Genomic DNA, 14,876 nt, shown 5'->3' with positions numbered 1-14,876 from the left:
GACATATTTAGGATGTACAGCATTTATAAACGGTATACGTTATTTCATTCAGGCATTTTTCTGTTCCTCGATTTTTTCTGCCAGATCGTTTAAATAGACCCAGCGTTCCATCTTCTCTTCCAGTTCTGCCTCTGCCTTTTCCTTCTCGGCAGTGATCTCAGACAATTTTAAAGAGTTGGTGGCATTGGCCATCATATCCTGGTCCAGTTTTTCTATTTTTTCCTCCAGAGCCGCGATCTCGTCATCAATCGTATCGTACTCTCTCTGTTCCTTGAACGTAAATTTCAGCTTTGCCGGACGGTTCTGTTTCCAATCCTTGACTGCTTCCTTCTTTTCCGGAGTCTCTTTTTTCTGGGAAACGCTGATGTCAGCCCCTTTCAGTCGTCTCTCCTTAGCCTCCAGATAATCTGTGTAGCCGCCCTCATACTGCTGCAGATGTCCGCTGCCGTCAAATTCAAATATCCTGTCCACAACATTGTCCAGAAAATACCGGTCATGGGATACAGTGATCACAATACCGGAAAAGGAATTCAGATAATCCTCCAAAATTGTGAGAGTGGGGATGTCCACATTGTTGGAGGGCTCATCCAGAATATATACATTGGCCCCGCTCACAAGCACGGAGAGCATGTACAGCCTTCTCTTCTCTCCGCCGGATAATTTGCACACAGGCGTATACTGCATGTCCGGAGTGAATAAAAACCGCTCCAACATCTGAGAGGCACTGATCTTCCCGTCTCTGGTCTGGATGTATTCAGCAATATCTTTGATATAATCGATCACCCGCTGGTTCGTATCCAGATCCGGCTCTTCCTGTGCCAGATATCCGATCTTGATGGTTTCACCCACCTCAATCTCACCGGAATCCGGCTGTATCAGTCCCGCGATCATTTTGATCAGAGTGGATTTTCCGCAGCCGTTTGGACCAATGATCCCAAGTCTCTGGTTTCTAAGCACAATATAGTCAAAATCATCCACCAGCTTCGTCTCACCATAGCTTTTGCTCACATGGTGCAACTCAATGGTCTTCTTTCCCATCCTTGTCTCCACGGAATCCATCTCCACAGTCTGATCCTGTACCGGAGCCTTTCCGCTTTTCAGGGCTTCCAGGCGTTCCAGTCTGGCTCTCTGCTTCGTGCTTCTGGCCCGGCAGCCCCGCTTGGCCCACTCCAGCTCCATGCGCAGGACACTCTGCCTTTTTCGCTCAGAGGCCAGTTCCATCTCCTCCCGCTCTGCTTTCAGCTCCAGGAATTTGGAATAATTGGCATCATAACTGTACATATTTCCCCGGCTGATCTCCAGGATCCTGTTGGATACCCGGTCCAGAAAGTACCGGTCATGGGTCACCATAAGGATCACACCTCTGTATTCCCTCAGATACTCTTCCAGCCAGGTGATCATTTCCTCGTCCAGATGATTGGTAGGCTCATCCAACAGCAGAACATCAAAATCCGAGGCCAGAACCTTTGCCATAGCCACTTTCCTTCTCTGTCCTCCCGACAACTGGTCAAGTGGCGTGTCATACTGCACGATTCCAAGCTTTGTCAGGTTGCTCTCCACCATCCAGTCCGTCTCCGCCGACTTTCCCAGGGCATAGGAGGATACGGTTGCATCCCGGGGAAATTCGGGATTCTGAGGCAGATACGCAATGCGCAGTCCATTCTGCCTGACGATCTGTCCCGCATCCGGTTCCTCAATCCCCGCAACCATTCTGAGCAGGGTGGTCTTTCCCGTGCCGTTGATACCGATTATCCCTATTTTATCACCTTCGTGGATACCGAAAGAAGCATCCTCAAAGATTGTCTTTTCTCCGTATATTTTGCTGATATGTTCTATATTTAATATGTTCATTTGTGACGCTCCTCTTATTCTCATACTGACAATACTCATCATAAATGATTTTGAACGGAACGTCAACTTTTATCCTGATGCTTCAACTTGGAGCATACCGTTTCAGGACAGCCTTCCATTATCCATCGTATACACAATATCGGCCAGATTCATAGTGGACTTCCTGTGGGATACAAGAATCACGGTCTTTTTATGACAGGAGTCCTTCAGGGACTTCAATATGATGCCTTCATTCAAAGAATCCAGATTACTGGTTGGTTCATCCAGAAGAAGAAATGGCGCATCGTGAAGAAAAGCCCTGGCAATTCCAATCCTCTGGCGTTCTCCCCCCGAAAGGGTGTCCCCCAGTTCCCCCACCTCCGTATCATATCCTTTTGGCAGAGTCATGATAAAATCGTGGATGGAAGCTTTTTTTGCCGCCTCCATGATCTCTTCCCTGTCCGCATCCGACTTTCCAACCGCAATGTTGTTGGCGATGGAATCGTGGAACAAATAAGTCTCCTGGGTAACATATGATTCCATCCGCCGCAGATTTTCCGTGTTGATTTTCTTTATATCCCTGTCGGAGATTTTTATACTTCCGTCCTGCGTATCCCAGAATCTCATGAGGAGCTTTAAGAGCGTAGATTTTCCGGAGCCGCTGGCACCATGTATCCCCACGATCTGCCCCGGTTTAAAACAAATGGAATAATCCCTGAGAATCGTCTCCTCCTCATAAGAAAAGTTCACATGTTCACAGGATGCACCGGTAAATCCTGTCTCTTTTTCAGCGCTCACTTCCTGTACCATTGGTTCCTCCTCCAGAATGGAAAGCACCCGCTCCCCGCTGGCAAGTGTCTGGTTCAGATTATTGGAAAGACTGGATAATGCCACCACAGGTCCAAAAGAACCCATCATGGAAACCGTACACAAAAGCACCTCTGAAAAGCCAGCCTGTCCTCCCTGATACAGATACAGCATGAGAAACAGCATCAAAAAGGAAAATACCAGGATGCTCAGATTGGTGATGCCCCTGGCGGACGCCTCCATTTTGCTTAAATCCTTCTGGATACCGCCAAGTTTTACAGAGCGCTCATTCATCTGCTCTTTCCTCTTCTGTCCCTGTCCGTACTGAATGGTCTCATCCAATCCCCGCAGGGAATCCAGCACAAAGCTGTTCAGTTCCCCAAAGCCGGTTCTAAATTCCATGCCTTTACTTCCGCCTCGTTTTCCATTCCAGACAGGAAGTACGACACCCACCACCAAGTATCCCGCAAGAGCCAGCACTCCTGCATATAAATGAAAATGCCCTATAAACAGCACCATCACCAGAGATGTCAGGGAACCTATGGCAATGGGTGAGATCGTATGTGCATAAAACACTTCCAAAAGCTCAATGTCCGTAGTTATAATGGAGATCAGGTTCCCCTTGTCTCTTCCCTCCAATTTTGCCGGACATAGCCTGCGCAAGGACGCAAACACTCTGTGCCGGATAATAGCCAGCAATTTGAATGCAATATAATGGTTACAGTATTGTTCTGCGTAATGCAGCAGGCCCCGAAGAACTGCCATAATACCCATAACTGTAAAAACAGTTCCAAAGGGCAGAGAAATTAAAAATCCCGGCTGTTCTGTCAGACGGATCCCCCCTGCACCAACCGTAGTTAATCCGTGCAAAATGGCGCATCCGGCCAGTATAGTCAGAAAAATAGCACACAGGTAGCCGAGAACTCCCAGGGTAACTGCCGCAAACATTCGTCCCATAAGAGGTCTGACTAAACCAATCAGACTTCCCATAATGCGTATTCCGCTTCTTCTCTCTTTCATCCTCTCGCCCCCTCTTTGTCTGCTGCATGACTATACTGTTCCAAAGCGCTCTGGCTCTCAAAAAGTTTTCTGTAGCTTCCGCACTGTCCCATCAGTTCCCCGTGGGTTCCTGTCTCAGCAATTCTTCCGTTCTCCATCATATAGATACAGTCTGCCCCCACTCCATTGGCAAGTCTGTGGGAAATAAGGATCACGGTTTTCTCTTTAGCCATCTGCCGAATAACGCCCATGATCATCTCTTCACTCTCCACATCAATATTGGATGCGGCTTCGTCAAAAATGTACACCGGCGTATCGTGAAGCAGCGCCCTTGCAAGGGCAAGCCTCTGACATTGTCCGCCTGAAAAATTGCTTCCTTTTTCTAGTACCTTTGTATCCAAACCGTCCTGTTCTTTTAAGAACGCAAGCAGATTCACTTTTGAGAGTGCTTCCTCCAGCTCTGCCCTGGTGGCATCCGGCCTGCCCATCCGCAGATTGTCCTCCACGGTCCCTTTAAACAGATAGCTGTTATGGCTTACCAGTGTCACCGTCTCCATGAGATTTTCCTCATCCATTTGGGAAAGTTCTTTCTCACCTATGCGTATGCTCCCCTGGTACCCTTTATTGCGCCCCATCAGAAGGGATACAATGGTACTCTTTCCACAACCGGAGGTGCCTACCAGAGAAACCATACTTCCGGCAGGAATATGCAGAGACACATCCTCCAATATCCCCCTGTCCTCCTCATAAGAAAACTTCACATGGGACAGATCCACCGACAGATCACTTTTTTCGGCTCTCCCGGTTCCTCTTTCCGGTTCCGGTGTGTCCAGCAGAGCAAAAATCTTATCGCTGGCTGCCATGCCGTTCATCGCAATATGAAAAAATGACCCCAACAGCCTAAGCGGAATAAAAAACTCAGATGCCAGCAGCACAATGGCCAGCGTTCCCGCAAGGGATACATTTCCGGCAAGATACTCCCGTACAGCCACGATCATGCCAATGGCAGCACCGCCGTAAGCCACAATATCCATCACACTGGTGGAGTTAAGCTGCATAGTAAGAACCTTCATGGTAATATTGCGGAACTGCTCTGCCTCCCGATCCATCTCCTCTGCCTTCTTTTCATCCGCCCTATAAATCTTTAAGGTTGTAAGCCCTTGGAGATTCTCCAAAAAGCTGTCCCCAAGGCCGGCATAAATACCCCAGTATTTATTCAAAAGCCTTTTGGCAAACTTCTGGACCAGTACAATGGATATGGGAATCAGCGGGACACAAAGAAGCAGCACCACACTTGCCTTAATATCCACAAAAGCCAGCACTGCAAACAAAGTCACCGGTGCCAGCAGGCTGTAGAATAACTGCGGAAGATATTTTCCAAAATAAATCTCAAGCTGCTCCACTCCCTCTGCGGCCATCTGTACCACAGAAGAGGTGGCTGTATGCTCCCTGTAGGAAGCCCCCAGGCGCAGCAGCTTTTCATAAATCTTTTCTCTCAGAATCCGTTTTACATCCACACTTGCGTGATAGGATGCCCTGGAGGACATCCTGTCACATAGGAAGCGCATAATTACAGCAGTCCCAAAGACAAGGACTGTCTCTCCACAGTCTCTGGCAGTCATGGCTCTGTATAATGCCTTTTCCAGCAGTCCTGTCACAGAGAATATGGCGGCTATCCAAAATAGCAGCGCAATCCACTGCCACAGAATATTATAAACAATATACTTCTTTCCGTGGGCAAGAAGCTTAACCAGTCGTGTCTTAATCATATTCTTTTTCCCCTTCCGGAATGGTCCTAATACAGAAAGCAAAATAAAGTACATGGCATACCCATACGGCAGCCAGACAGATCCTTCCCACAGGAACACGGCTCATCATGATAAATCCTACTGACATAACAATGGTCACGGTACCCATGATGGTCAGCTTACTTCGCAGTGTCATAGATTTGCTTTTCACAAAGCTTTCCAGATGCTTCTTGTATAATCCTGTGCCCATAAACCAGTTGTGCAGCTTTTCTGAGCTTTTTGCAAAACAGAATAATGTCAGCATGTAAAAAGGCACTGTGGGCAGAATCGGAAGCACCACACCGATGGTCCCTAACGCCAGGCTGATAAATCCCAATATGATCCATAGTATCCTGAATGGATTTTTCTTCATAATCGTACACTCTCCTAAATTGTCAGGACAAATTTCTGCCCTTCTATTTTTGTTACATCCAGACGGATTCCATAGAGGGTCTCAATACTCTCTGTTGTGATCACGTCGTTTGGTTTCCCCAGGATTTCCACAAGCCCACCTTTCAGACCAATCACTTTGTCAGAAAAATATATGGCCTGATTGATGTCATGAAGCACCATGATGATCGTTATCCCAAATTCCTGGTTCAATTTTTTTACCAGCTCCAGGATTTCCACCTGATAACGGATATCCAGATATGTAGTGGGTTCGTCCAGAAACAATATTTTTGTATTCTGGGCAAGGGCCATGGCGATCCACACCCTCTGCCGCTGACCGCCTGAGAGCTTCCCCACCTCCCGGTCCCGGTATTTTGTTATATTCGTCACCTCCATGGCCCACTCTACCAGCCGGTCATCCTCCTCGCCTTTGGCCTGCATCATTTTCATGTGAGGAGTCCTTCCGTATGACACCAGGCGTTCCACTGTAATATCATCACTGGAGGTATTATACTGGTGTACAATAGACACCTTCTTTGCAAAATCCTTCAGCCCCAGATTCTGTATATTCTTTCCTCCCAAAAAGATTTTCCCCTTTCTTGGATACAGGTTCTTAGTCATGAGGGAAAACAAGGTGGATTTGCCGCAGCCGTTGGCTCCCATTATGGTTGTGATCTCCCCTTCCCCAATGGCAAAAGACACATCTCTTAAAATCTTGTTCTTACCATAAGAAAAGGAGAGATTCTTAACCTCCATTGCTGTTTTAGTTTGCATATTTCTTTGACCTCCTCAGCAGAATAATAAAGAATGGCCCGCCCACAACACTCATGATAATGGATGCCGAAATCTCATAGGGCGAAGCAACGGTTCTCCCTATGGTATCCGCCAGCAGGAAAGTAAACGCCCCGAAAAGCATGGAAAACGGTATCAATGCCTTGTGGTCACTTCCCACCAGTATCCTTCCGATATGGGGAACGATCAAGCCCAAAAAGCTGATAGCCCCCGCAACGGCTGTGGAGATACTGGCAAGCAGTACAGCTACAAGAGAGATCGTGATACGCATAGTGTTTACATTGACAATAGACGCCACGCCTGATTATAGATCTTACTTTTTATTCCATCCCTCATACTTTACCTCCAACGTCAGTAAGAGAGGCATGCCAACATCTGGTATGCCTCTCCCTGCGAATTTCTTTTATATTATTCCGTCACAACTGTGGGGAAAATAATGAAATCACCTTCGGATGCCGGCATGATAGAAACATTTGTTTTAAATTTCGCATCATACTTTGTTGCTTCTGTCGGAACGGTATCAGAAACAAAAGTAACACCTATAACGGCTTTATTTGATTTAATAATTTCATATAACCCAGCATCATCTTCGTCATAATCACCGTCTTTATCCATATCTAACTGTACATCGGTGAGATATCCCGTCATGCCATAAGCTTTAAATGATTCCTTCAGATTAATAGTCACTTTATATGTACCATCTGCCTATTCAACATAAGTAGTATTCTCTACCGCAGCATTTCCCATAGACAGATTGCTGTCCGGTGCACTCGCATCGAATTTGTCATTTTTATACAGTTTTGTTACTAGTGTAGTGGTATCTCCTTCGGCCGCGAATGTTGTAACCCCCATTGCCATCATCATAGTTGCTGCTGTACCAAATGCTACTAATTTCTTAAACATATCTTCCATCCCTTCTGCCGTAACGGCTATAAAACTTTAATATTTTATGGCATTCTTACGATGATAGTCATAGTTAGTATGCACTAACTATTCCCTAAAAAAAAGCAACGCCTGCCCACCAATCAAAAGCATATAATTTTTTGCTCTATCATACAGTTAGTTTCAACTACCTCACATTAAATATATAGCATATATTTCCAAATACTGTCAACTTCTTTTTTCCAAACCGTTTCCGTCCTGCACGGTTTTTTCCCTGTAAGTACAAGCGTTTTTGTTTCTTTTTACTCTCTAAAAAAATTTCATATTTTAATTATTTTTATATCTATCATGTTACATCCAAAAAAACAAAAGTGCCGTACTCTCCGGCATATGGGTTCTGCCTACATTGCAGGTCACCGTTACCGGAATCACGCCTTTGATTCTGCCCTCGCGTTTTCTCTGGAAGCGGCATGCGTCCAGTGGAATTCTCAGCTTATCTTCCTTTACTTCTGCCTGACACAACATACCTTTGTACTCATATTTCAGTGTTTCCAGATGCCCCAGCTTTTCTTCACCATCTGCCCGTGATCTGGCACTCATTTCACACACTCGAAGTTCCAGCCAGCTCCCTCTCTTGTTATGCCGTATGGTTGCCGGTTTTTGAAAACCTCTGTCTGCCATGGATATACTGATCTTATCCTCAGAATCCCTTTTATAAAGTGCAAAGCATACATGCCACATTCCGTTTTCAAAGGTACTGGCCAGAAAATTTTTAGATACTGCTCCTCTTTTTTCAGCAATATACATCCGTCTCATCTCCTGATCATTCCGCATCATTGACATCAATGTATGGTAACTCACATTTTCTATCAGATTCCTTACATTCTCAGCAACTTCCGCTTCCGGTTCTCCTATGCGCAGTAAATAGCCCTTTAATTCCTCTATAAGCTTTTTATACCCCCCAAGCCACGCTTTTCCTAATTTAGTAAACTCATAATCTTCTGTCAAATACCCTTTCTCACAGCAGAACTGCAGATAACGGCTGACCGGACTGTGGCTGACCCCGCAGGTTTTTGCGATCTGCATGACGCACCCTCTTTTTTTGTCAATTTTCTCCAGTTCCAAAAGATACTGAAGCTGCTGTATATTCGGATGGTTTTCCTGATTCAGATGCTCTTCTTTTCCCATTCTCAACTTTTCTCTCCTTTACCAGATATGTACATTTAATTCCCGAATATCCTCTTCTTTTGGCGGCTGTATCCTGGGTGGAAAAGCAATCATACAGCTTCCTTCTGTCACCGGATCATCCGTGCAGACGGTAAATATAAAAATATCTGAGGGGATTTGATAACCTTCTTTCGTTTCTTCTGCCTGCTTCCATTCCTCTTCATCCCTGTACCAGATACTGTCGATACTGTCCATCTCTGCTTCGTCCTTTTTTCTCAGATAAAAATAACTTCCTGCACTTTTTACATTTAAAGCAATCTCATCGGAAAACAAAAAAAACTCTTTTGCCAAAATCCTTGGATATCTCTTCTCTGTATAATAGATACCCATATAAAACTCATACCATCCTTCCCTGTACATAGAATAAAGATTGACATTGCGCATGACACGATCATAAGTGTCTCCATAATTCAAAAAATTACATATTTTCTTTGTAGCCTCATCACTCAGCACGTGTTCCATACGGCAGGCATCCTCCTCTGCCTGCTTCTCTTCCATTCCGATAAGCTGGAAAAACTGTGCAAGACGTTCATGGCGGAACCGGCACTGTGCTCCCTGGGATTTTCCAAATTCAGTTAGTTTAAGCCTCTCTCTGTTATCCAGGTTATAGAGATAACCATGCTTTACCATCTGCTTTAGATAGTAATTCAACTCCCGCTTTGCCATATCAAGCTTACTGCACAACTCCGAGCTCGTGGGTTGGGTTCCATTTTTCTGCCATTCGTAGAGTATTTCAAGGAGATCCTCCTCCCGCTCCCCTTTAGAAGATGGGAAATTTTGTCCGATTTCTCCGTGAAAAATATCTTTGACACATTCAGTTTTCATACGCTTATCTACCTCTCCAGTATTTCTTTATTTGGTTAGTCTTTGCTAACTTCAATCTTTTAAAGAAAGAATCCGGAATGCCGGATTCTTTACTCTGGTCTGGATTTATTATAAAAAAGATTTTATTCCTTTGTCAATGCTTATTTTCTGACTCATATGCATTCAAAATCTGTGAACTGCTGTAATCAGGGTATTTATCCTGCAGTTCTGCAACTGTTTTAACAAATTCCTCCTCCACATCGAGCCAATGACAGATGGTTATCACTGTAAGTCTCTTTCTCAGCATTTTACGTATAATATTGACCTCCTCCTCCCTTTTTCCCTCTATTTTTCCTTCTGACTTTCCTTCCTCTTTTAATTCTTCCAATGCTCTGCACACAGTGATCTCCTCCTTATAATATTTTCGTTTCATGTCGTTTCCCAGCATTGTAAGCAAAGCTCTGCTGGCTTTTGCAGACAGACCCTCCAGTTCTCTTTCATGATTTTTAATATACTGTATAAGATCCTTTTTATGGTTTCCACAGCTCAATGTTTCCAATATCAGCCTCCAGTCACCGGGAAATTTACCCGGGTCTGTGTTCTTGGGATCAACCAAATGTACTTTATACCTGGGAAGATACTCTTTTAACTCTGCCGCATCATCCGGCAGGCAGATCATCTCTTCCAGGGAGAGCGGACCGTCCCAGGGACTGTCTCCATAATAAAAAACAACACTTACCACCGGCGTGAGCTGTTCCCCTTTATGAATACCGGACAGAAACTCCGCTGATGATTTCAGATTTTTGGCTTTTTTATTGTCTTTTCGTTTTTTCTTCAGTTTGTCACCGTATTGGACAGAATCATATAACAACATACGTACCGGCATTCCATAATGTACCTCACTCTGGTTTTCACAGATGAAAACTGCATACATAGTATTAAAATATGCCTGCTTCACCGTGTCCCTTACCAGAGTGTAAGTCCTTTGATCTTGTCTCCCCTCCCCTTCCCAGGGAAGCTGCATGATCAATTCTCTCGGAAGCTGTTCTAAATGTTCCGGCCGCAATATCTGTTTCCCTCCGAAAACAGCCCCATTCATAAAGTCACAGAACACGTTAGGGTCCTCAAAAAATGGCGTAATAATATCATCTTTTACTCCCATTTCTCCTCCTTATTTACTTTTGATCCACTGGAAATCTTCTGGCCGAACGGCCGGAATAGATAAATATGAATACTGCATGATGCAGTGATCTGTTGTTTCCAGAATATCATGAAGAAGAAAAAAGGGCAAATGAATTTTCCATAAAATTTGATAAGAATATATAAAAGCGTTACGGTTCGCTCTGACCAGCCGCCCGCTTTACCACACACTGCTATTGAACATCCGTTCCATGATGGGCCGGCAGCTCTCAATTTTCTCATATTCTGTATAAAGACATCTCTTGGGATACCAACATGTGACAAAAAATATAAAATCATGTATCTATTCTTTAATATCAGTATATAATGCAATTTTTAATTTTGCAATACCATACTTAAATTATATTTTATCTGTAAACCCGAGTCCCGCTGTTCCCCCTTTATATAAATTACAGCAAATAAAAAACCAGGAATACCCATCCCGGCAGGGAGCGTACTCCTGATTCTTATGCAGGATACTGATTCTTTTGTTTGGTTCACAGCCCAAAATCCTTAAATACCCTGATTTAATAGGCAAGAATCCTGGCCGGATTATTTACAGTCATGTTACGGACAGCCAGATCAGAGACCTCCCCGTATTTCTTCAGTGCAGGAACTCCGAATTTTGTCAGTCTGCAGTACCCCTCTCCTCCAAACTGTCTGCACATGGTCTTCACACACATGTCCGTGCCAAGTACAATCTGACGGCTGTATCCCTGCTGGATGAGGCGTACGATCCCGGCCATCTTCATCCAATCCGGAATCGGCGCAGTCCCCAATGCTTCCAGGCCAATATCACCGGATAAAAATTCTACAGAAAAGTTTGCTCCTTTATCCAGCACCCTTTTTGCCACATCCAAGTCCAGTCCCCATTTTTCCGGGTAGAGGACCATTTCCTTCATGGGTCTTTTTACGGTTGTTTCCATGTGGGCGATCACGATCTTCTCCGGATCCACACCTTCCTCCACGAGTATCTCCACAATTTCACCCGGAGTACCACCGTAGGCATAGTCTGGGTGTACCGTAATGGACATACCTGTGTCTTTTGCGGCCTGTCCGCCTGCCCGGAGAGCTTTTTCCTCCGCCTCTGTAAAATCATTGAGTGCAATTTTCACACAACCCGGCTTTATCTGTGTATCCTCGATTCCGTTTTCGATTTCATCAATCATATGGTCGTAGAACTGCCGGATACTCCAGCCGTCATATTTTCCCGACCAGGAGGACTCCACATAATAGCCGGTTGCTGTAATAACATTGACTCCTGTCTTTTGTGAAATACGCTTCACTGCCTTCACATCCAGACGGATTCCCGGGACACTCAGCTCCACCATGGAATCTCCGCCGGAATCTTTATACTCCTGTACCTCCCTGGTCATGGCTTCCTCATCGTTCAGATCCATGGCATCTGCTACAAGCGGAAAGTTTCTCTTCAAAAAACCGATATTCTCCAGCGAAACCTTATCCTCATATTTTACCGGCAGGTCCGTGGGCATGGCCGGTCTGCAGATTGCCCCCATATCTGCGCCATTGAACATAATATGTTCATGCATATCCGTAAATCCCAGGTTCTCCGGAGCAATATCCCCGCACACGGTCGTTATTCTTTTCATAAACGCAAAATCCTCCCATCTTCCGGCCGGGCAGCCGTTCTTTCTTTCCTCCGCCGAGGCGAATTTTCAAATGCACTCTATCACTGCATCCAGCCCAGAAACACCTTTTCTACCTGTTTCCTTTTCCCTGTCAGGGACCCCTGGACCATGGGCGGCTTTCCTCCGCCTTTTCCGCTGCAGACCTGATTTATTTCCTTTGCAAGAGCAGTGATGTTTCTCCCCGTGCTGCCCAGGACATAACGGTATCCCGCCTTATCACTGCCCACAAAAACACCACAGATCCCCTCAGTGATCTCCATGGCATCATTGACAAACCGGCGCATGGCAGCCGGGTCCAGTTCCTCCTCGAACAAAAATACAGCCGGCGTGTCCGGTGTAACCTCGCACAAACGCTGTTTCAGATATTGTTCCTGAAGACGCTTGATCTTTTCTTTCTGTTCAGCGATCTCTGTCTCCAGCCTGCAGACAGCCTGCACAATATCCTCCTGCTTTGCGGAAAGTCTGCCTGATATGGCTGTCACACTCTCCTCTTTTCTGTTGTAGTCCTTAAGCGCCCGGAAACCACAGAGCATGTTCACCCGCATTCCGCCTTTATAGTGGATGGCACCGGTCAGCTTAATGATTCCAATGGCCCCTGTTGTCCTCACATGAGGCGCGCAGCAGGCACAGGTATCATACCCTGGAATACGGACAATGCGTACCTGCCCTTCTATCTCAATTTTACTCCGGTACGTTATCGTATCCAACTCCGTCTGGGTCGGATACAGGACTTCTATAGGTATATCCTCAGCCACCGCCTGATTGGCTTCCTGTTCTATCATACGGAGCTGCTCTTTTGTGAGAGGACCGTCATAATCCATGGTCACAGCTTCGTTTCCCAGATGAAATCCCACATTCCGGTAACCGAAATGCCGGTTTACAATTCCAGACACAATGTGCTCCCCTGTATGCTGCTGCATTTTTGAAAAACGCTCCTCAAAATCTAATACACCGGTGACAGCAGTTTTCGGCTGTGCCGGTCTGTCCGTGCAGTGAAAGACAACGCCTTGCCTCTCTCTCACATCCAGAACTCGGATCTCTGTATCCGGCAGACGCAGTACACCGGTATCCGCATACTGTCCTCCCCCCTCGGGGAAAAAGGCGGTTCTGTCAAGAACCACCTCATAGTTTATTCCTGTATTTATATCGTTTTCCTCAGACAGAGGACTGCATGAAAGCACCTCTGCCTGAAAATTCTTTATCATACTGTCTCTGTAAAATAATTTTTCAGTCATGGTCAGTCTCCATACACGCGGATCAGGGCTGAAACTTTATGTACCACACTCATGCCTTCAATTATCATCATGGCATCGTTGAAATTGCCTTCCCGCACTTTTGAGGTGACGACCACGATCTCAGCCAGATCCCCGTCTTTATTTTTCTGTATCATCTGCGCAATACTCACATCATTATTGCCTAATACACTGGCGATACTGGCCAGCACACCGGGTCTGTCATCCACCTGCAGGCGCAGGAAGAAACGGCTGTCCATATCGTCTGCCTTCTTTACAGGAAGCTCTTTGTAGCAGGTGCAGCTTATCCTTCCGGTACAGCCGAACCGGATATTCCTTACAATATCAAAAACATCACCTACAATAGCACTGGCTGTAGGCATCTCACCGGCACCACGCCCATAGAACATGGTATCTCCCACTGCGTCTCCTCTCACGAAAACCGCATTAAAGGAATCATTCACGGAAGCCAGGGGATGACTCTCGGAAATGAGCATTGGCTGAACCCGAACTTCAATTCCTGTCTCTGTGTTCCTGGCAAGGCCCAGCAGTTTGATTAGACATCCCAGCTCTTTCGCATACCGGATATCCTTAGCGGAAATATGCGTTATGCCCTCTGTGGTCACATCGTCAAAGGTCACCCTGGAATTAAAGGCAATGGAGGCCATGATCGCCATCTTGCGCCCTGCGTCATATCCTCTGATGTCCGCTGTGGGATCTGCCTCCGCATATCCCAGCTCTGTGGCAAGTGCCAGGGCTTCGGAAAATTCCATACCCTCCTGTGTCATCTTTGTCAGAATAAAATTGGTAGTGCCGTTTACTATTCCGATAACCTCCTGAATATGGTTTCCGGCCAGGCATTGTTTCAAAGGCCGGATGATAGGGATACCTCCGGCCACGGCTGCCTCAAAAAGGAAGTCACACTGGTGCTCTGCCGCGCAGTCTAAAAGCTCTCCGCCGTTGGAGGCCACCAGATCTTTGTTGGCCGTCACCACGTGCTTGCCCGCGCGCAGTGCCTCCAGGATATAGGTCCTGGCTGGCTCAAACCCGCCCATAACCTCAATGACGATCTCAATAGAGGGGTCTTCCAGAATGGACTTCCAGTCATTGGTAAGCAGGGACGGATCTTCCACCTTGGCAGCAGCTTTCTTTAAGTTGCGGACCAGGATCTTTTCCACCTGCACCACGGCTCCGATTTTTTTCTCCATCTCTTCTCTTTGGCTGTTCAGAACTTTATATACACCGTTTCCCACGGTTCCAAGCCCCAGCAGGGCAGCTTTTATCACTTTTTCACTCAT

13 protein-coding genes and 1 pseudogene are annotated in these 14,876 nt (G+C 45.9%); all 14 read right to left on the bottom strand.

Features of this window, described 5'->3' with window-relative positions; all coding sequences use genetic code 11:
• Positions 1 to 48: 48 nt before the first annotated feature.
• A complete protein-coding gene (locus BLCOC_RS11610) occupies positions 49 to 1,851 on the bottom strand; it encodes an ABC-F family ATP-binding cassette domain-containing protein (RefSeq protein WP_115625367.1) in 1,803 nt (600 codons plus the stop codon).
• 102 nt (positions 1,852 to 1,953) lie between these two features.
• Complete coding sequence (locus tag BLCOC_RS11605; RefSeq protein ID WP_115625366.1) at positions 1,954 to 3,657, bottom strand: amino acid ABC transporter ATP-binding/permease protein; 1,704 nt, start codon at positions 3,655 to 3,657, stop codon at positions 1,954 to 1,956.
• Positions 3,654 to 5,405 (bottom strand): ABC transporter ATP-binding protein/permease, encoded by a 1,752-nt coding sequence (locus BLCOC_RS11600; RefSeq protein ID WP_115625365.1) that lies wholly within the window; start codon positions 5,403 to 5,405, stop codon positions 3,654 to 3,656. Before BLCOC_RS11600 ends, BLCOC_RS11605 begins: the two co-directional genes overlap by 4 nt.
• Positions 5,398 to 5,796: a YbaN family protein gene (locus BLCOC_RS11595; RefSeq protein ID WP_029469469.1), complete on the bottom strand. Its 399-nt coding sequence runs from the start codon at positions 5,794 to 5,796 to the stop codon at positions 5,398 to 5,400. Before BLCOC_RS11595 ends, BLCOC_RS11600 begins: the two co-directional genes overlap by 8 nt.
• A gap of 14 nt (positions 5,797 to 5,810) precedes the next feature.
• Positions 5,811 to 6,587, bottom strand: coding sequence for an ABC transporter ATP-binding protein (locus BLCOC_RS11590; protein WP_115625364.1), 777 nt, complete (start codon positions 6,585 to 6,587; stop codon positions 5,811 to 5,813).
• Positions 6,577 to 6,891: pseudogene (locus BLCOC_RS11585) on the bottom strand (FecCD family ABC transporter permease); the annotation flags it as partial. The pseudogene BLCOC_RS11585 and the gene BLCOC_RS11590, both read right to left, overlap by 11 nt.
• 122 nt (positions 6,892 to 7,013) lie before the next feature.
• Positions 7,014 to 7,292, bottom strand: coding sequence for a hypothetical protein (locus BLCOC_RS11580; protein ID WP_115625363.1), 279 nt, complete (start codon positions 7,290 to 7,292; stop codon positions 7,014 to 7,016).
• A gap of 18 nt (positions 7,293 to 7,310) precedes the next feature.
• Positions 7,311 to 7,508, bottom strand: a complete 198-nt coding sequence (locus BLCOC_RS11575) for a hypothetical protein (protein WP_115625362.1) — start codon at positions 7,506 to 7,508, stop codon at positions 7,311 to 7,313.
• Between the two features lie 330 nt (positions 7,509 to 7,838).
• Entirely contained in the window at positions 7,839 to 8,681 is an 843-nt protein-coding gene (locus BLCOC_RS11570) for a hypothetical protein (RefSeq protein ID WP_131918409.1), read from the bottom strand.
• Positions 8,682 to 8,693: 12 nt separating this feature from the next.
• Positions 8,694 to 9,539 carry a metal-dependent transcriptional regulator gene (locus BLCOC_RS11565; RefSeq protein WP_115625360.1) on the bottom strand — a complete coding sequence of 282 codons (846 nt, stop codon included), beginning with the start codon at positions 9,537 to 9,539 and terminating at the stop codon, positions 8,694 to 8,696.
• Positions 9,540 to 9,672: 133 nt separating this feature from the next.
• Entirely contained in the window at positions 9,673 to 10,680 is a 1,008-nt protein-coding gene (locus BLCOC_RS11560; protein ID WP_115625359.1) for an Rpn family recombination-promoting nuclease/putative transposase, read from the bottom strand.
• A gap of 544 nt (positions 10,681 to 11,224) precedes the next feature.
• Complete coding sequence (locus tag BLCOC_RS11555; protein WP_115625357.1) at positions 11,225 to 12,307, bottom strand: phosphotriesterase family protein; 1,083 nt, start codon at positions 12,305 to 12,307, stop codon at positions 11,225 to 11,227.
• Between the two features lie 80 nt (positions 12,308 to 12,387).
• Positions 12,388 to 13,581 (bottom strand): alanyl-tRNA editing protein, encoded by a 1,194-nt coding sequence (locus tag BLCOC_RS11550; RefSeq protein ID WP_115625356.1) that lies wholly within the window; start codon positions 13,579 to 13,581, stop codon positions 12,388 to 12,390.
• A 2-nt stretch (positions 13,582 to 13,583) separates the two neighbouring features.
• The gene (locus tag BLCOC_RS11545) at positions 13,584 to 14,876 is read right to left on the bottom strand and encodes a homoserine dehydrogenase (RefSeq protein WP_018594843.1); all 1,293 of its coding nucleotides are present in this window, start codon (positions 14,874 to 14,876) and stop codon (positions 13,584 to 13,586) included.

The organism is Blautia coccoides (genome assembly GCF_034355335.1).
Taxonomy (GTDB): domain Bacteria; phylum Bacillota; class Clostridia; order Lachnospirales; family Lachnospiraceae; genus Blautia; species Blautia producta.
The sequence above is the reverse complement of the archived record's forward strand: the minus strand, read 5'-3'. Positions and strand labels throughout refer to the sequence as shown.